General features: G+C 71.3%; 16 protein-coding genes and 2 tRNA genes. 10 read left to right on the top strand and 8 right to left on the bottom strand.

Annotation, left to right across the window (positions count from 1 at the left end):
* Window positions 1–37: 37 nt before the first annotated feature.
* Together ACH4ZX_RS34770 and ACH4ZX_RS34765 are read right to left on the bottom strand one after the other, a co-directional pair.
* Window positions 38–559, bottom strand: a complete 522-nt coding sequence (locus tag ACH4ZX_RS34770) for an NUDIX hydrolase (protein ID WP_398281824.1) — start codon at window positions 557–559, stop codon at window positions 38–40.
* A complete protein-coding gene (locus ACH4ZX_RS34765) occupies window positions 556–1,998 on the bottom strand; it encodes a zinc-dependent metalloprotease (RefSeq protein WP_398281821.1) in 1,443 nt (480 codons plus the stop codon). Before ACH4ZX_RS34765 ends, ACH4ZX_RS34770 begins: the two co-directional genes overlap by 4 nt.
* A 191-nt stretch (window positions 1,999–2,189) precedes the next feature.
* On the opposite strand from ACH4ZX_RS34765, the gene ACH4ZX_RS34760 reads away from it, so the two are divergent.
* The 4 genes from ACH4ZX_RS34760 to ACH4ZX_RS34745 all read left to right on the top strand — a co-directional run bounded on the left by ACH4ZX_RS34760 (window position 2,190) and on the right by ACH4ZX_RS34745 (window position 5,324).
* A complete protein-coding gene (locus tag ACH4ZX_RS34760; protein WP_360752733.1) occupies window positions 2,190–3,302 on the top strand; it encodes an SDR family oxidoreductase in 1,113 nt (370 codons plus the stop codon).
* Window positions 3,303–3,392: 90 nt separating this feature from the next.
* Window positions 3,393–3,851 (top strand): molybdenum cofactor biosynthesis protein MoaE, encoded by a 459-nt coding sequence (locus ACH4ZX_RS34755; RefSeq protein WP_398281818.1) that lies wholly within the window; start codon window positions 3,393–3,395, stop codon window positions 3,849–3,851.
* 144 nt (window positions 3,852–3,995) lie between these two features.
* Complete coding sequence (locus tag ACH4ZX_RS34750) at window positions 3,996–4,160, top strand: hypothetical protein (protein WP_360752726.1); 165 nt, start codon at window positions 3,996–3,998, stop codon at window positions 4,158–4,160.
* A 66-nt stretch (window positions 4,161–4,226) separates the two neighbouring features.
* Complete coding sequence (locus ACH4ZX_RS34745; protein ID WP_398281815.1) at window positions 4,227–5,324, top strand: PDZ domain-containing protein; 1,098 nt, start codon at window positions 4,227–4,229, stop codon at window positions 5,322–5,324.
* Window positions 5,325–5,439: 115 nt separating this feature from the next.
* Here the strand turns inward: ACH4ZX_RS34745 and ACH4ZX_RS34740 are convergent, their stop codons facing one another.
* Window positions 5,440–5,982: a PPA1309 family protein gene (locus ACH4ZX_RS34740; protein WP_360752720.1), complete on the bottom strand. Its 543-nt coding sequence runs from the start codon at window positions 5,980–5,982 to the stop codon at window positions 5,440–5,442.
* A 163-nt stretch (window positions 5,983–6,145) separates the two neighbouring features.
* Here ACH4ZX_RS34740 and ACH4ZX_RS34735 point away from each other — a divergent pair, with 163 nt between their 5' ends.
* From ACH4ZX_RS34735 to ACH4ZX_RS34720, 4 genes are all read left to right on the top strand, one after another.
* Window positions 6,146–9,112 (top strand): UPF0182 family protein, encoded by a 2,967-nt coding sequence (locus ACH4ZX_RS34735; protein ID WP_398281855.1) that lies wholly within the window; start codon window positions 6,146–6,148, stop codon window positions 9,110–9,112.
* 43 nt (window positions 9,113–9,155) lie between these two features.
* Window positions 9,156–9,229: transfer RNA gene (locus tag ACH4ZX_RS34730), tRNA-Met, on the top strand.
* Between the two features lie 207 nt (window positions 9,230–9,436).
* On the top strand, window positions 9,437–11,248 hold the full coding sequence (locus ACH4ZX_RS34725) for a sel1 repeat family protein (protein WP_398281811.1): 1,812 nt from the start codon (window positions 9,437–9,439) through the stop codon (window positions 11,246–11,248).
* Between the two features lie 114 nt (window positions 11,249–11,362).
* Window positions 11,363–11,436: transfer RNA gene (locus tag ACH4ZX_RS34720), tRNA-Met, on the top strand.
* Between the two features lie 144 nt (window positions 11,437–11,580).
* On the opposite strand, the gene ACH4ZX_RS34715 is transcribed toward ACH4ZX_RS34720, so the two are convergent.
* Window positions 11,581–11,997, bottom strand: coding sequence for a Fur family transcriptional regulator (locus ACH4ZX_RS34715; protein WP_324787600.1), 417 nt, complete (start codon window positions 11,995–11,997; stop codon window positions 11,581–11,583).
* A 144-nt stretch (window positions 11,998–12,141) separates the two neighbouring features.
* Between ACH4ZX_RS34715 and ACH4ZX_RS34710 the strand changes: the two genes are divergently transcribed.
* Complete coding sequence (locus ACH4ZX_RS34710; protein WP_398281808.1) at window positions 12,142–13,593, top strand: catalase; 1,452 nt, start codon at window positions 12,142–12,144, stop codon at window positions 13,591–13,593.
* A 171-nt stretch (window positions 13,594–13,764) separates the two neighbouring features.
* Here ACH4ZX_RS34710 and ACH4ZX_RS34705 read toward each other — a convergent pair whose 3' ends face one another.
* From ACH4ZX_RS34705 to hisN, 3 genes are all read right to left on the bottom strand, one after another.
* Window positions 13,765–14,157: a CBS domain-containing protein gene (locus ACH4ZX_RS34705; protein WP_324787598.1), complete on the bottom strand. Its 393-nt coding sequence runs from the start codon at window positions 14,155–14,157 to the stop codon at window positions 13,765–13,767.
* A 153-nt stretch (window positions 14,158–14,310) separates the two neighbouring features.
* Window positions 14,311–15,090, bottom strand: a complete 780-nt coding sequence (locus ACH4ZX_RS34700; RefSeq protein ID WP_398281805.1) for an SDR family NAD(P)-dependent oxidoreductase — start codon at window positions 15,088–15,090, stop codon at window positions 14,311–14,313.
* 117 nt (window positions 15,091–15,207) lie between these two features.
* Entirely contained in the window at window positions 15,208–16,008 is an 801-nt protein-coding gene (hisN, locus tag ACH4ZX_RS34695; protein ID WP_398281802.1) for a histidinol-phosphatase, read from the bottom strand.
* A gap of 167 nt (window positions 16,009–16,175) precedes the next feature.
* On the opposite strand from hisN, the gene ACH4ZX_RS34690 reads away from it, so the two are divergent.
* Entirely contained in the window at window positions 16,176–16,784 is a 609-nt protein-coding gene (locus ACH4ZX_RS34690) for a TetR/AcrR family transcriptional regulator (RefSeq protein WP_398281799.1), read from the top strand.
* 20 nt (window positions 16,785–16,804) lie between these two features.
* Here ACH4ZX_RS34690 and ACH4ZX_RS34685 read toward each other — a convergent pair whose 3' ends face one another.
* Window positions 16,805–17,128: a DMT family transporter gene (locus tag ACH4ZX_RS34685; RefSeq protein WP_398281796.1), complete on the bottom strand. Its 324-nt coding sequence runs from the start codon at window positions 17,126–17,128 to the stop codon at window positions 16,805–16,807.
* Window positions 17,129–17,160: the final 32 nt, after the last annotated feature.

The raw sequence follows: 17,160 nt of genomic DNA, 5'->3' as shown, positions 1-17,160 counted from the left end.
GGCGGTCACCCCTCACGTCGTCAGGCCCCGGCACCCGTCACAGCCTCGCGAGCGTGGCCTCCAGCAGGCTCAGGACCGAGGCGTCGGCCACGCCCGCCACCTCGTCGTAGGCGAACCAGCGCACGTCCAGCGACTCGTCGCTGACGGTGTGCCGCGCGTCCGCGGGCGCCAGCACCGCGTACTGGACGTCGTAGTGCCAGTGGCACGGCGGCGGGATCGGATGCCGGTCCAGACGCACCGGGCCGCCCGGCAGCGGCGTCAGCCCCGCGATGCCGGACTCCTCCGTCGCCTCGCGCAGCGCCGCCGCCTCCAGCGAGGCGTCCGCCGGCTCGCAGTGACCGCCCGTCTGCAGCCACATCCGCAGCTTCCTGTGCAGCGTCAGCAGCACCCGGCCGCGCGACGGGTCGACCACCAGGGCGCTCGCCGTGACGTGCCCGGCCGTGCAGGCCTTCCACACGCCGTCGGCATGCGCCGCGAGGTGGTCGAGGTAGGCCTGGCGCAGCTCTTCCTGGCCCTCGTACCCCTTCAGGACGAGGACCGCGTCGTCGTACAGGCTCACTCGGCGCCGTCGTCCTCCGTGTCGCCCGCGTCGCCCTTCTTGTGCAGGTCGGGCTTCTCCGCCGCCTCGCCGAGCATCTTGTCGAGCTCGGAGAAGTCGATCTGCTCCCGGTGCACGAAGCCGTCCGGGTCGTCCAGGTCGGAGGCCGTCGGCAGCATGTCGGGATGGGCCCACAGCCCGTCGCGGCCGTCGACGCCGCGCGCGTCCGTGAGCGAGGCCCACAGGCGGGAGGCGTCACGCAGACGGCGGGGGCGCAGTTCCAGACCGATCAGCGTGGCGAACGTCTGCTCGGCGGGACCACCCGAGGCACGGCGGCGGCGCAGGGTCTCGCGCAGCGCGTCCGCGGACGCCAGACGCGGCTTCGCGGCCGCGTGCACCACCGCGTCGACCCAGCCCTCGACGAGGGCCAGCGCCGTCTCCAGACGGGCCAGGGCGGCCTTCTGCTCGGGCGTGTCCTCCGGCTGGAACATGCCCTGCTGCAGCGCGTCCTGCAACTGCTCCGGGTTCTGCGGGTCGAACTGACCGACCACGTCCTCCAGCTTCGCGGTGTCGACCTTGATCCCGCGCGCGTACCCGTCGACGGCGCCGAAGAGGTGCGAGCGCAGCCACGGCACATGGGCGAAGAGACGCTGGTGGGCGGCCTCGCGCAGGGCGAGGTACAGCCGCACCTCCTCCTTCGGCACGCCCAGGTCCTTGCCGAACGCCTCGATGTTCACCGGCAGCAGCGCGGCCTTGCCGACCGGGCCGAGCGGGAGGCCGATGTCGGTGGAGCCGACGACCTCGCCCGCGAGCACGCCGACGGCCTGCCCGATCTGGGTGCCGAACATGGCGCCGCCCATGGAGCGCATCATGCCGATCAGCGGGCCGGCCATGGCCTGCATCTCCTCCGGCAGGACGTCACCCATCGCCGCGCCGACGCGCTCGGCGACCGGGTCGACGAGCTCCTGCCAGGCGGGCAGCGTCGCCTCCACCCACTCCGCGCGGGACCAGGCCACCGCGGAGCCGGCGCCCGAGGGCAGCGAGGTGACGTCGTCGAGCCACAGGTCGGCCAGCCGGACGGCCTCCTGCACCGCGGTGCGCTCGGCGGGACCGATGCTGGAGTCCTTCGAACCGTCCGCCGCGCCCTGCGAGACGGTCTGGCGGGCGATCTGCTTGGCCATGTCCCAGTTCACCGGGCCGCCCTCGTAGGAGAGCATCTGGCCCAGCTGCTGGAAGGCGGCGCCCAGGTCGGTGGGGTTCAGCGAACCGAACATGGCGGCGAGCGGATTGTCCGCACCGGGGCCGCCGGGGCCGCCGAAGCCCCCGGCACCGGGCAGCCCGAAACCGAACGGGTTGGCCGGGCCCTGACCACCGCCGCTCTCCTGGTCCTTCTTCTTGCCCTCGTCGCCGTCTTCCGGCTCCTCCGGCGGAAGGCCGAATCCGAATGGGGTGTCACTCACGGGATTCCTCGGCTGGTAAGGCCGCCGGTTGTCCCGACGGCGCGACTGCCCGATAACACCACCCAGCGTAGACACCCCGAGCCGTTCGGGCCTCGGTGCTTCGCCGACTGTCAGCCTGCGGCAGGATGGATGCCACCTGGTACGGACGCGTCACTCGCACCCGTACTGAAGACAACCGCTGGAGACGCCCGGTGAGTTCCCCAGATCCGCAGGTTCGCGCAGCGCGAAACCGGTCAACCAGTCCCGCGACACGCGGGCCCGTCGTCGCGGTCACCGGCGCCGCGTCGGGGGTGGGCGCGCTGCTCACCGAGCGGCTCGCCGCGTCCGGTGAGATCAGGCAGGTCGTCGCCATCGACGAACGGCGCGGCGAGTGCGCGGCGGCCCAGTGGCACATCCTCGACGTGCGGGATCCGGCCATCGCCGACAAGCTGCGCGGGGCCGACGTGGTGGTGCACCTGGCCCTGGACCTGAACCTGGAGACCGACTCGGCGGCCCGTTCGGCCTACAACGTCCGCGGGACGCAGACCGTCCTGACGGCCGCCGCCGCGGCCGGGGTCCACCGGGTCGTGCTGTGCACCTCGGCGATGGTCTACGGGGCGCTGCCGGACAACGAGCTGCCGCTGTCGGAGGACGCGGAGCTGCGGGCGACGGCGGAGGCCACCGGGGTGGGGGACCTGCTGGAGATCGAGCGGCTGGCGCGCCGCGCTCCCCGGGCTCACCCGGGGCTCAACGTCACCGTCGTACGCCCCGCCGTGCTGGTGGGCGGCACGGACACCGCGCTGACCCGGTACTTCGAGTCGCCCCGGCTGCTCGTCGTCGCCGGGTCGCGGCCCGCGTGGCAGTTCTGCCACGTCGAGGACCTGTGCGGGGCGCTGGAGTACGCCGTTCTGGAGAAGGTCGAGGGGGAGCTCGCCGTCGGCTGCGAGGGCTGGCTGGAGCAGGAGGAGGTCGAGGAGCTCAGCGGCATCCGGCGCATGGAACTGCCGTCCGCGGTCGCGCTGGGGGCGGCGGCCCGGCTGCACCGCATCGGGCTGACGCCGTCGCCGGCCGGAGACCTCGCGTACACGATGTACCCCTGGGTGGTGAGCGGCAGCAGGCTCCACGACGCGGGGTGGCGGCCGCAGTGGACCAACGAGGAGGTGCTCGCGCAGCTCCTGGAGGAGGTCTCCGGGAGGCACACGGTCGCCGGACGGCGGCTGGGGCGCAAGGACGCGACGGCGGCCGGGGCCGCGGGCGCGACGGTGGCGCTGCTCGGTGCGGCGGCGGTGGTGCGACGGGCGCGCAAGGCGCGACGGCGGATCTGAGCGGCGGCTTCCGCCGGGCGCCGCGGCGGGTGTCCGCCGGAGTCGCGGGGCCGTTCCGCGCCGTCCGAGCGGTGAGGCACGATGGGGCCCATGGAACCCACGCACCAGCACCCCGGTGAGCAGGCCGCGGACGACCCCGTCAAGCTCATCGGCGTCCGCGAGACGCCCCTGTCCGTGGACGAGATCTTCCGCGCCGTGGCGGACGACGCGGCCGGCGGGACCGCGCTGTTCGTCGGGACCGTGCGCAACCACGACGGGGGAGCCGACGTCGACCGGTTGGGCTATTCGTGTCACCCCAGCGCCGAGGCCGAGATGCGACGGGTCGCCGAGAAGGTGGCGGCGGAGTACCCGGTGCGCGCCCTCGCCGCGGTGCACCGGGTCGGGGACCTCGCGGTCGGGGACCTGGCGGTCGTCGTGGCCGTGTCGTGTCCGCACCGGGGCGAGGCCTTCGACGCCTGCCGGAAGCTGATCGACGACCTCAAGCACGAGGTGCCCATCTGGAAACACCAGACGTTCTCCGACGGGACCGAGGAGTGGGTGGGCGCGTAGTGCCGTCATGGGCGGCGTGTCGTGAATCCTTTTGTACGACTCGGGTTGCGTGACCCCACCCCCGCCGTGAGCGTTGTCAGTGCGCATGGTTAATCTGCTGATCAGTCAGTTCTTGCGGTCGCTCAGCGGGGTCGGGAGGTCGGCATGGGCGTGCTCGTCTGGTTGTTGATTCCTCTGGTGGCTGCGATCGCCGCCGGTCTGTGGGGCAGTTGGGCCAACCGGACCAGAAAGGTGCGCAGCGACGGTCCCGAGCTGGACGGGTACGCCCGGTTCCGCGAGGCCATGGAGAAGTCCCACTCGGGTACATGACACTCCGGTACATGACAGGGGTGGGGCTGACGGTGCGCTGACACAGGCGTCCCGTACTGTCGTGGCATGCCACGCCGCACCGCGACGATGCTCGCCTCCACCCTGATGCTGATCGCGCTCCTGTGCGCGGGAGTGTTCATCCCCGTGCCGTACTCGGAGATGTCGCCGGGACCGACGGTGAACACGCTCGGGGAGCACGGCGGCGAGCCGGTGCTGCAGATTTCCGGTCGCAAGACGTACGCGACCAGCGGCCACCTGAACATGACCACCGTGCGCGTCACCAGCGCCGACTACAAGATGAACCTCGTCGAGGCCGTGTACGGCTGGCTCGCGCACGACAACAAGGTCGTGCCGCACGACACGCTCTACCCGGACGGCAAGACCGAGGAGCAGTCCAACCAGGAGAACGCCGAGGAGTTCAGCCAGTCGCAGGAGAGCGCCAAGGTCGCCGCCCTGAAGGAACTCGGCGTCCCGGTGGCGTCCTGGGTGATCGTCTCGACCGTGGTCAAGGACTCCCCGGCCGAGGGCAGGCTGCACGCCGGTGACGTCATCAAGGCCGTCGACGGCACCGCCGTCAAGGCGCCCGCCGACGTGGCGAAGCTGGTGACCAAGCACAAGCCCGGCCAGAACGTCGCCTTCACGATCGTGCCCGCCAAGGAGCAGGCCGCCGCCGAGAAGCAGCACAGGACGGCGACCCGGACGAAGAACGTGACCATCACGACCGCGGCCTCCGACGACGGCGGGGAGAAGCGCGCCATCGTCGGGATCTCCGCGGGCACCGACCACACGTTCCCGTTCACCATCGACATCAAGCTCGCGGACGTCGGCGGGCCGAGCGCCGGCCTGATGTTCGCGCTCGGCATCTACGACAAGCTCACTCCGGGCAGCCTCACCGGCGGCGCGTTCGTGGCCGGCACCGGCACCATCGACGACACCGGCAAGGTGGGCCCCATCGGCGGGATCGAGATGAAGACGGTGGGCGCGCGCGACAAGGGCGCCCGGTACTTCCTCACCCCGGCCGACAACTGCTCGGCCGCCGCGAAGGACACCCCTGGCGGGCTCACGCTGGTCAAGGTGAACACCATCGGCGACGCCCTCGCCGCGCTGAAGGACATCCGCACCGGCAGGACCTCCGACCTGCCGAAGTGCACGGCCAAGGGCTGACGGCCGGCAGACGCCGACAGCTGACACGCCGGAGCCGGCGCACACGCGCGGTACGGGGCCGGGGCCGGGAGCGACCCGCCCCCGGCCCCGTACCCCGAGACCGTGCCGGACGCGGTCAGTCCTCGAACGTGGCGGCCAGTGCCTGCGCGAGCCCCGGCACCAGGTCGGAGCCCGTGAGGACCTCCGTGGGGGAGTCCTTCTCGCGCAGCCGCAGGGCCGACTCGCGGGCGCCGTCGCGCAGCACCGCGACCGTCATGCGGACCTCCTGGCGCTCCGGGTGCTCGGCCACCCACCGGGCGAGCCTCTTCTCGTCCAGGTCCTGGGGGACGGACGCCTCCGCCGACGGCGGCAGCATCAGGCGCTCCACGGTGAGCGCGCAGCCGGCCACCGCGTCCGGCCAGGCGATCGTGCCGAGGAACTCGTCCAGCGGCCGGCCCGCGGGGATCTCGTCCTGCTCGATCGGGGTGAGACCGGTGGTCTCGGGTTCGTCCTCCAGGCCGAGCTGGGCCGCGAGGGCAGGTTCCTCAGCCCGCAGCCGAGCGGTGTCTACGAGGGCGAAGAGGCGGGCGGGCTGGTCCCAGCCGAGGCCGGAGGCGTACTCGTCGATCTCGAGCACGGCCCGGGTCAGCGGGCTCGCCGCCATGGGTGTGTTGGACATGGTCACAATCCTGCCTCGTTCCCGGGCGGAATCGGGAACCGAGTAAACGGTGAGTAAGTTGCATAGGTGTGGGCCCCCGGAGCACGGGGGCCCCGCACGGTCCACGAACACGCGGGCCTGAATTGACGACAGCGACTTCGAGGTGCGCACCTTGGCTTTCCAGATGCCGGACCGCGGCGGAGGCCCGACGGGGCCGCGGATGAGAGTGGGCCGCCCGTCCCGGCGCGTCCGGACCCTGCTCATGACATTGGGCGTGCTTGCCGTTCTCGGCATGGCGTTCACCATGTTCGCGGGCTTCTGGACGGACTGGCTGTGGTACCGGTCGGTGAAATACTCGTCGGTCTTCACGACCACCCTGTCGACCAAGATCGGCCTGTTCTTCGTCTTCGGCCTGCTGATGGCGGTGGCGGTCGGCGTGAACATCTGGCTCGCCCACCGCCTGCGCCCGCCGCTGAGCGCCATGTCGATGGAGCAGCAGAACCTCGACCGCTACCGGATGGGCATCGCGCCGTACAAGAAGTGGCTGCTGCTCGGGATCACCGCCCTGGTCGGCCTGATCGCGGGCGCCTCCGCCTCCAGCCAGTGGCGGACCTGGCTGATGTGGGTCAACGGCGTGCCCTTCCACCAGAAGGACCCGCAGTTCCACCTCGACGTGTCCTTCTACGCCTTCGACCTGCCCTGGTACCGCTTCCTGCTCGGTTTCGGCTTCGCCGCCGCGATCCTGTCCGTGATCGCCGCCGCGCTCACCCACTACCTGTACGGCGGCCTGCGGATCACCTCCCCGGGCGCGCGTGCCACCTCCGCGGCGACCGGCCACCTGTCGGTGCTGCTCGGCATCTTCGTCGCGCTGAAGGCGGTCGCCTACTGGCTCGACCGCTACGGCCTGGCGGTGAAGTCCAGCGACTTCAAGGCCACCGACAACTGGACGGGCCTGCGGTACGTCGACGCCAACGCCTACCTGCCGGCCAAAACGATCCTGTTCTGCATCGCCGTCATCTGCGCCGTGCTGTTCTTCGCGACGCTGTGGCGGCGCACCTGGCAGCTGCCGGTGATCGGCTTCGGCCTGATGGTCCTGTCGGCGATCCTCATCGGCGGCCTGTACCCGGCGATCGTGCAGAAGTTCCAGGTCCAGCCAAACGAGCAGGCCAAGGAAGCGCCGTACGTCCAGAAGAACCTCAAGGCGACCCGCGACGCGTACGACATCGACGACGCGAAGGTCACCGAGTACTCGGGGACGAGCACCACCACGAACAAGACCAAGCTGCGCGACGACGTGGACTCCACGGCGAGCATCCGGATCATGGACCCGAACATCGTCTCGCCGACCTTCCAGCAGCTCCAGCAGATCAGGAACTACTACGCGTTCCCGACCAACCTGGACGTCGACCGCTACAGCAAGGACGGCAAGGACCAGGACACCGTCCTCGGTCTGCGCGAGCTGAACCTGAACGGCATCCCGAAGAACAACTGGATCAACGACCACTTCCGTTACACCCACGGCTACGGCGTGGTCGCCGCCAAGGGCACCGAGGCGGACGACGAGGGCCGGCCCGTCTTCACCGAGTCGGACCTGCCGTCCAAGGGCGACCTCGGCACGTACCAGCAGCGCGTCTACTACGGCGAGAAGACCACCACGTACTCGATCGTCGGCGGTCCCCAGAAGGAGATCGACTACTCCGACGACAGCGGTGAGAAGACGATCAGCTACACCGGCAAGAGCGGCGTCAACCTCGCCAACCCGGTCAACCGGGCCGCGTACGCGGTGGCGTTCAGCGAGCCGCAGATCCTGTACTCCGGGGCGATCGGCGAGGGCTCGCGGATCCTGTACAACCGCACGCCCAAGGAGCGCGTCGAGGCGGTCGCCCCGTGGCTGACCATCGACGGCGACGCCTACCCGGCGGTGGTGGACGGCCGCATCCAGTGGATCGTCGACGCCTACACGACGACGAACGGCTACCCCTACGCCTCGCGCACGACGCTGGGCGACACGACGGCCGACTCGCTGACCGCGACGAACAACTCCCGCGCGGTGGTGGCCCAGCAGAACCAGGTCAACTACATCCGCAACTCGGTGAAGGCGACCGTCGACGCCTACAGCGGCGAGGTCAAGCTCTACCAGTGGGACACCCAGGACCCCGTCCTGAAGACGTGGATGAAGGCCTTCCCGGGCACGGTGAAGTCCAAGCAGGACATCTCCGCCGACCTGCTGGCCCATCTGCGGTACCCGCAGGACCTGTTCAAGGTCCAGCGCGAGCTGCTGACCCGCTACCACGTCAAGGACGCGCAGACCTTCCTGAGCGGCTCCGAGGTGTGGCAGGTGCCGGACGACCCGACCAACAAGTCGGGCGACGCGGTGCCGCCGTACTACCTCAGCATGAAGATGCCCGACCAGTCCTCCCAGGCGTTCTCGCTGACGACGACGTTCACGCCCAACGGGCGGGACAATCTCAGCGGGTTCATGGCGGTCGACGCCGAGGCGGGCACGCCCGACTACGGCAAGATCAGAATCCTGAAACTGCCGACCAACACGACGGTCAACGGGCCCAAACAGGTACAGAGCCAGTTCAACTCCGAGCAGAACATCGCCGAGACCATCAGCCTGCTCAGCCGAGGCGACTCCGAGGTCGAGTACGGCAACCTGCTGACGGTGCCGCTCGACGGAGGACTGCTGTACGTGGAGCCGGTCTACGTGCGCGGCGGTGGGCTCAAGTACCCGCTGCTGCGGAAGGTGTTGGTCACCTACGGAGGTAACACCGCCTTCGAGGACACCCTCGACCAGGCCCTCGACAAGGTCTTCGGGGCGGACGGTTCGACCACCACGCCGCCGGACGAGTCCACGACCAAGCCGCCGAAGTCCGGCAACCCGACGGTCCAGGAGGCGCTGAGCGACGCCCAGAAGGCCTTCGACGCCGGCCAGGCGGCCCTGAAGAAGGGCGACTGGAAGGCGTACGGCCAGGCGCAGAAGGACCTCGAGGACGCTCTGCGGCGGGCCGAGGCGGCACAGGCCAAGGCCGACAAGACCAGCGGCGGCTCCAAGAGCAGCGCCACACCCAGCCCCAGCGGCAGCCCCGGTGGCAGTCCGAGCAGCAGTCCGAGCAGCAGTCCGAGCAGCAGTCCGAGCGGCGGCTGATCGAACGCCCCTCCCGCGCCGTGGTACGGTTGCAACACAACGGCGCGGGGTGGAGCAGCTCGGTAGCTCGCTGGGCTCATAACCCAGAGGTCGCAGGTTCAAATCCTGTCCCCGCTACTGAAGACGAAGGCCCGGATCCTGAAAAGGATCCGGGCCTTCGTCGTGTGCGAACAGGTGTGCCGGGGGCAGATGAAGGCCGTGCCGCCGTGGGGAGTTGGGCGATCTGTGTTTGACTTGTCTCTCTGTGGGCATGTCGACAAAACGCTGAAGTGACCTCACTGGCTGCGGTATACCAGGTGTACCCAGGTAGCAGGTGGTGCGACGATGGACGTTATGGGGGAGAAGGCAACTCTGTTCGAGTCAGGGCGATTTGTGCAGCCTTCCGACGGTGGGGAGGCCGGTGAGGCAGCCGAGGAGGCCGCCGAGGAAGTGCGGCAGAGGCTCGCGGCCGAGGCCGGCGACGTCGAGGCGATGAGCGTCCTCGGGGCCATGCTGCTGCGCCGCGGCGATCTCGACGGCGCCGAGCCCCACCTGCGTGCCGCCACCGCCGCCGGCGACCGCGCCGCCGCCAACAACCTGGGAGTCCTTCTCCACCAGCGCGGATACCCCGAGGAGGCGGCCGGCTGGTGGCGCATCGCCGCCGTCGCCGGGTCGGCCGCGGCCGCCCACGCGCTGGGGCGCCACCACCGCGAGCGCGGCGAGGAGCCGGCCGCCGAGTACTGGCTGCGGCAGTCCGCCGAGCAGGGGCACGTGCTCGGCGCCTACGCGCTCGCCGACCTGCTGGAACACCGTCAGGACTCCGCCGCCGAACGGTGGATGCGGGCCGCGGCCGAGCGCGGGCACCGCGAGGCGGCGTACCGGCTGGCCCGCGCGCTCGACCGGAAGGCCGCGCTCGCGGAGGAGACCGGGAGCGGCGACGGTGCCGCGCTGATGGCGCAGGCCGAGCAGTTCTACCGGCAGTCCGCCGCGCGCGGGCACCGGCGGGCCGCGCTGCACCTCGGGGCGATCCTGGAGAAGCGGGGCGAGCTGAAGGAGGCCGGGCGCTGGTACCTGACCTCGGCCAAGGACGGCGAGGTGCGGGCCGCCTGCGCCCTGGGGTTCCTGCTGCGCGACGCCGGGGACACCGAGAGCGCGGCCGTGTGGTGGCTGCGCGCCGCCCAGGAGGGGGACGGCAACGCGGCCAACGCGCTGGGTGCGCTGCACGCGGAGCGCGGCGAGACCCAGACCGCCGAGCGGTGGTACCGGGCGGCGATGGACGCCGGGGACGACAACGGCGCCTACAACCTCGGGCTGCTGTGCGCCGAGCAGGGTCGGACCGCGCAGGCCGAGCAGTGGTACCGGCGTGCGGCCTACGCGGGGCACCGGGAGGCGGCGAACGCGCTGGCGATCCTGCTGCTGCAGGGCGGTGACGCGACCGGCGCCGAGCCGTGGTTCTCCAAGGCCGCGGAGGCCGGGAGCGTCGACGCCGCGTTCAACCTGGGAATCCTGTACGCGGGCCGGGGTGAGGGCGAGGCCGCGCTGCGCTGGTACGAGCGCGCCGCGGCCGCCGGGCACACGGAGGCGGCGCTGCAGGTCGGGATCGCGCGGCTGCGGGAGAGGGACGACCTCGCCGCGGAGCGGTACCTCAGATGCGCGGCCGGGGGCGGCAGCGCGGAGGGCGCCTACCGGCTGGCGACCGTGCTGGACGCGCGCCGGCCGCCGGCGCACGCGCACGAGCTCGGGGAGCCGGTGCACGTCAAGACCGAGTGCGAGGAGTGGTACGAGCGCGCCGCCACCCAGGGGCACCGGCGGGCGCAGGTGCGGGTGGGGATGCTGGCCGCGGCCCGCGGGGACGTCGTGCAGGCGGCCCGGTGGTACCGGGAGGCGGCCGAGGCCGGGTCCCGCAACGGCGCCTTCAATCTGGGTCTGCTGCTGGCCCGGGAGGGCAGTGAGCCGGAGGCGGCGGTCTGGTGGACGCGGGCCGCCGACGCCGGGCACGGCCGGGCCGCGCTGCGGCTGGCCCTCGTCTACGCGCGTCGGGGTGAGCTGGCGGAGGGGCAGCGGTGGGCCGATCGCGCGGTGTCCCTGGGACCCGGTGAGGTCGCCGAGCGGGCGGCCCGGCTGCGGGACGCGCTGCGTGAGGAGCTGTCGGCGTAGCGGCCGCGCGGGCCGTCACGGAGCGCGCCCGGCCCGCCGGAAGGGCCGCCCCTGGCCTGCCCCGAAAGCGATTTGCCTCTGTGCACGTCCTTGACGTAGTGTTTCATTCATCGCCGCGGGGTGGAGCAGCTCGGTAGCTCGCTGGGCTCATAACCCAGAGGTCGCAGGTTCAAATCCTGTCCCCGCTACTGAAGGCCGAGGGCCGGAATCCAGATCTTGGATTCCGGCCCTCGGTGCGTTCGCAGGATGTAGAGGGATGCGGCCGCCGCTCCTGGGCAGCGAAAAGCCCCGGCGTCCGTGGGCGGATCCAGGGGCCGGGGCTTCGGAAGGGCTTATGCCGCCGCGCAGCTCGGGCACAGGCCGCGGTAGGTCACCTCGACGTCCGAGACCGTGAAGCCGAAGCGCTCCGAGTCGGGCAGGTCGGCGAGCGGGTTGCCGCTCGGGTGGACGTCCCGGATCGCGCCGCAGCCGGCGCAGACCAGGTGCTGGTGCGGCCGGTGCGCGTTGGGGTCGTAGCGCTTGGCGCGTTTGTCGGTGGCGACCTCGAGCACCTCGCCGAGGGAGACCAGCTCGCCCAGCGTGTTGTAGACGGTCGCCCGGGAGATCTCGGGCAGCTTGGCGACGGCCCGGGCGTGGACCTCGTCCGCTGTCAGGTGGACGTGCTCGCCGTCGAGAACCTCGGCCACGACCCGCCGCTGTGCGGTCATGCGCCATCCGCGTCCGCGCAGCCGTTCCAAAAGGTCACTCATGCGGGCCAGTTTAACAGCAAGATGCCCAGATCCTGAATAGATGTGACTTTGGAGCTGCGCTTGACTTGGATTTAGTCCAATGTAGGATCGAGCCTGGCTTTGGCCGAGGGACAGAAACAGCAGGAAGTCATGCAGGAGGCGCAAGTGACGCAGGGACCGCTCACTACGGAGGCCGGTGCACCGGTGGCCGACAACCAGAACAGCGAGACTGCGGGCGCCGGCGGCCCCGTGCTCGTCCAGGACCAGCTGCTGCTGGAGAAGCTGGCCCACTTCAACCGCGAGCGCATCCCGGAGCGCGTGGTGCACGCCCGCGGCGCGGGGGCCTACGGCACTTTCACGGTGACCGCCGACGTCACGCCGTACACCCGCGCCGCCTTCCTCTCCGAGGTCGGCAAGCGGACCGAGGTCTTCCTGCGCTTCTCGACCGTGGCCGGCAACCTCGGCGCGGCCGACGCCGTCCGCGACCCGCGCGGGTTCGCGGTGAAGTTCTACACCGAGGAGGGCAACTACGACCTCGTCGGCAACAACACCCCGGTGTTCTTCATCAAGGACGCCGTCAAGTTCCCGGACTTCATCCACACCCAGAAGCGTGACCCGTACACCGGCAGCCAGGAGGCCGACAACGTCTGGGACTTCTGGGGACTGTCCCCGGAGTCGACCCACCAGGTGACCTGGCTGTTCGGCGACCGGGGCATCCCGGCGTCCTACCGTCACATGGACGGCTTCGGCTCGCACACCTTCCAGTGGAACAACGAGGCCGGCGAGGTCTTCTGGGTCAAGTACCACTTCAAGACCGACCAGGGCATCAAGAACCTCACCGCCGAGGAGGCCGAGGTCCTCGCGGGCAAGGACCCCGACTCCCACCAGCGCGACCTGCGCGAGACCATCGAGCGGGGCGAGTACCCGACGTGGACCGTGGGCGTGCAGATCATGCCGGCGGCCGACGCGGCGGCCTACCGCTTCAACCCGTTCGACCTGACCAAGGTCTGGCCGCACGCCGACTATCCGGTCGTCCAGATCGGCAAGCTGGAGCTCGACCGCAACCCGGAGAACATCTTCGCCGAGGTCGAGCAGAGCATCTTCAGCCCCGCGCACTTCGTGCCGGGCATCGGCCCGTCGCCGGACAAGATGCTCCAGGGCCGCCTCTTCGCGTACGGCGACGCCCACCGCTACCGCGTCGGCGTCAACGCCGACCACCTGCCGGTGAACCGCCCGCACGCCACCGAGGCGCGCACCCACTCCCGTGACGGCTACCTGTACGACGGCCGCCACAAGGGCGCGAAGAACTACGAGCCGAACAGCTTCGGCGGCCCGTTCCAGACGGACCGGCCGCTGTGGCAGCCGATCCCGGTCGGCGGCGTGACCGGCGACCACGAGGCCCCGGTGCACGCCGAGGACGACGACTTCGTGCAGGCGGGCAACCTCTACCGCCTGATGTCCGAGGACGAGAAGGAACGGCTGATCGGCAACCTGGCGGGCTCCCTCGCCAAGGTCTCGCGCGACGACATCGCCGAGCGTGCGATCGGCAACTTCCGCCGGGCGGACGAGGACTTCGGCAAGCGGCTGGAGGCCGCGGTCCAGGCCCTGCGCGGCTGACGACGCCGGACCGCCTGCCGTGGCGGACGGGCCGGACCTCCCTGCGAAGGAGACCGGCCCGTCCGTCATGGAGCGTCATGAAGTACTGGAGTGTCATGAAGTGCTGGAGCGCCGCGGAACCTCACGGAGCGCCGTGCAGCCTCGATGAGCGCCGGGGCGCTGGTCGTCGTGTCAGGCCGGCACCTCCTGCCGCACCGGAGCCCAGCAGCGGATGATGTCGCGGACCGAGACGATGCCGACGGGCTCGCCCCGGTCGCAGACGATGAGGTGCCGGAAGCCGCCGTGGGACATGGCGCGGGCCGCCTCCTCCAGGGTCCAGGACGGGGCGGCGAACACCACGTCGGTGGTGGTGTGGTCGTGGGCGCGCTCCGTGTCGGGGTCCTCGCCGAGGCCGACGGAGTTGAGGATGTCGCGTTCGGTGAGGATGCCGATACCGCCGGCGTCGGGGTCGAGTACCACGGCCGCGCCGACGCGGCGGGCGGACATGAGGGCCGCGGCCTGGCGCAGGGTGTGCGCGGGGCCGATGGTGAGGACGACTGTGCTCATGGCGTCACGGACGAGCATGGAATGAGCCACCTCCTGAGGGTGCCCCGCAGTTTGTTCATGGATTCACAAATGCACAAGCGGGGGGACTTTCAGGGTGACAGGCAAAGGGCGGGTCAACAAGAGGGCGCGGGGCAGTCATCCCCGAACGGGTGATGGACGGCCGACGGGCGGTCAGTGGACGGAGAAGCCGCCGTCGACGAAGATCGACTGACCGGTGACGTACGCGGAGGCACGGCTCGCCAGGAAGACCGCCGCGCCCGCGAAGTCCTCGGCCAGGCCGTTGCGCCCCACCATGGTCCGCGCGGCCAGCGCCGCCACCTTCTCCGGGTCCGACGACAGCCGGGCGTTCAGCGGCGTCATGACGAACCCCGGCACCAGCGTGTTGCAGGTGACCCCGTACGGCGACCATGCCTCGGCCTGGGAGCGGGCCAGCGACTCCAGCGCCCCCTTGGACACCCCGTAGGCGCCGCTCTGCACGAACGCCCGGTGCGCCTGCTGGGAGGAGATGTGGATGATCCGGCCGAAGCCCCGCTCGGCCATGCCCGGCCCGAACCGCCGGCCCAGCAGGTGCGGCGCCTCCAGGTTCACGGCCATCGTGGTGTCCCACACGTCGTCGCCCAACTCGCCCAGCGGAGGCCGCAGGTTGACCCCGGCGGAGTTGACCAGGATGTCCGGCTCCCCGAACACCCCGGCCGCCTCCTCGGCCGCCGCGCGCACACCCTCACGGCTGCTCAGGTCGGCGCTCACCCAGGCCGCCCGGCAGCCATCGGCCGTCAACTCCTCGACCGTCGCCGCCAGTTCCGGCTCCCTGCGGGCCACGACCACCACGCTCGCCCCCGCCCGCGCCAGGGCCCCGGTGATGGCCCGGCCTATGCCGGAACTGCCGCCGGTCACCACGGCGACCCGGTCGTCCAGCGAGAACAGTTCGGAGAGGTACGTCCGCGAGCTCATGCCCGCACCCTAGGACGCGCGCCCGCCCCGACGGCGTGCGGGGTCCCGGCCGCGCCGCCGGGACCGGGGCCCCGGCCGTACCCGGCGGCATCCGGGTCCCGGCGGCCGTACCCGGCGTCAGTAGCGCTGGTTGAGGTAGCCCAGCAGTTCGTCGTGGAGCAGGCCGTTGGAGGCGGCCGCGTTGCCGCTGTGCGGGCCCGGGCGGCCGTCCAGGCCGGTGAAGGTGCCGCCGGCCTCGGTGACGACGATCGCGTTGGCGGCCATGTCCCACAGGGACAGCTCGGGCTCCGCGCAGATGTCCACCGACCCCTCGGCGACCATCATGTACGGCCAGAAGTCGCCGTACGCGCGCGTGCGCCACACCTCGCGGGTGAGGTCGAGGAAGCCGTCCAGGCGCCCCTGGTCCTCCCAGCCGGACAGCGAGGAGTACGCGAACGAGGCGTCCGCCAGCCGCGACACGCGCGAGACGTGCAGCCGGGTCGCCGAGGACAGGCTGCGCCCGCTGAACGCGCCGTGCCCCTTCGCCGCCCACCAGCGGCGGCCCAGGGCGGGGGCGGAGACGACGCCGACGACGGGTTCGAAGCCGGTCTCGCCGGCCTCCATCAGGGAGATCAGGGTGGCCCACACCGGCACCCCGCGCACGTAGTTCTTGGTGCCGTCGATCGGGTCGACCACCCAGCGGCGGGGCCCCGTGCCCTCGACGCCGTACTCCTCGCCGAGGATCGCGTCCCGGGGACGGGCGCGCTGCAGCTGGCCGCGGATCAGCTCCTCCGCGGCCTTGTCGGCCTCGCTCACCGGGGTCATGTCCGGCTTGGTCTCGACCTTGAGGTCGAGTGCCTTGAAGCGGTCCATGGTGGCCGCGTCGGCGGCGTCCGCGAGGACGTGGGCGAAGCGCAGGTCGTCAAGGTAGTCCGGCATGGAACGAACGCTATCCGGCGAGGTCGGGAAGGGGCCACCGGGCCCTGCCGTGGGCGGGGCGGCACCTGGTGTCCGAAGAGTGCCTCCAGGTGCCTCCGCGCACCCTTGACAGTGCCTCCCGGCGCGTCAAATCTGGGCGCAGAGCCGCTCGCCCCAGGGAGGCGATGATGCCTGCAGCGCGGGAATCCCTACTGGACGCCGCGTACTCGGCGCTGGCGCGCCGACCGTGGTCCACCGTGCGGATGGTGGACGTGGCCGCGGCGGCCGGAGTGTCCCGGCAGACGCTGTACAACGAGTTCGGCAGCAAGGAGGGGCTGGCCCGCGCGCTCGTGAGACGTGAGGCGGACGGCTTTCTCGCCGGGGTCGAGCGGGCGCTGACCGCGCACTCCGACGCCCGCGACAGGCTGGTCGCCGTCGCCGAGTGGACGGCGTCGGAGGCCCGCGGGAACGCGCTCGTGCGGGCCGTGCTCACCGGCTGCTGGAGCCCGTGGCTGCCCTCTCCGACGCTGTCGGCGGTGCCCTCGACCTCGGCCGTGCCGGCGCAGCGCCGGGCGGACGGCCCGCTGCCCTCGCCCGGCGACCTCGTGGCGACGGTCCGCGACCGGGCCGTCGCGGTCCTGTCCGGTCCCGGAGCGCCCCAGCCGGACACCGCCGGCCTCGCCCGCTCCTGCGAGCTGGTGATACGCGTCGCCCTGTCCTGCGTGACGGCCCCGCCGGGGGAGGGCGGCGTCGCGGACCTCGTACGGACCACGATGCGGAGCCAGTTGACGGCGTGACGGCGTGACGGCCCGGTGCCTCAGTGCGCCGAGCCGGACAGCTGCAGGCCGATGACGCCGATGATGACCAAGCTGATCGAGACAATCTTCAGGGTGGACACCAGGTCGCCGAGGAAGACCATTCCGTAGATCGCGGTGCCCGCCGCGCCGATACCGGTCCACACGGCGTAGGCGGGTCCGACGTCCAGCTTCCGCAGCGAGAGGGTGAGCAGGCCGAAGCTGCCGAGCGCGAAGACGCAGAAGGCGATCGTGGGCCACAGCCGGGTGAAGCCGTGGGACAGCTTGAGGCACACCGCGAAGCCGGTCTCGAGCATCCCGGCCACGATGACCAGCAGCCACGCCATGTGCTGTCCTCCCGTTGGTCCGGTTCGGCGAT

The organism is Streptomyces sp. NPDC020490 (genome assembly GCF_044335305.1).
Lineage (GTDB): Bacteria > Actinomycetota > Actinomycetes > Streptomycetales > Streptomycetaceae > Streptomyces.
This window is presented reverse-complemented; position numbering and strand designations above follow the sequence as displayed.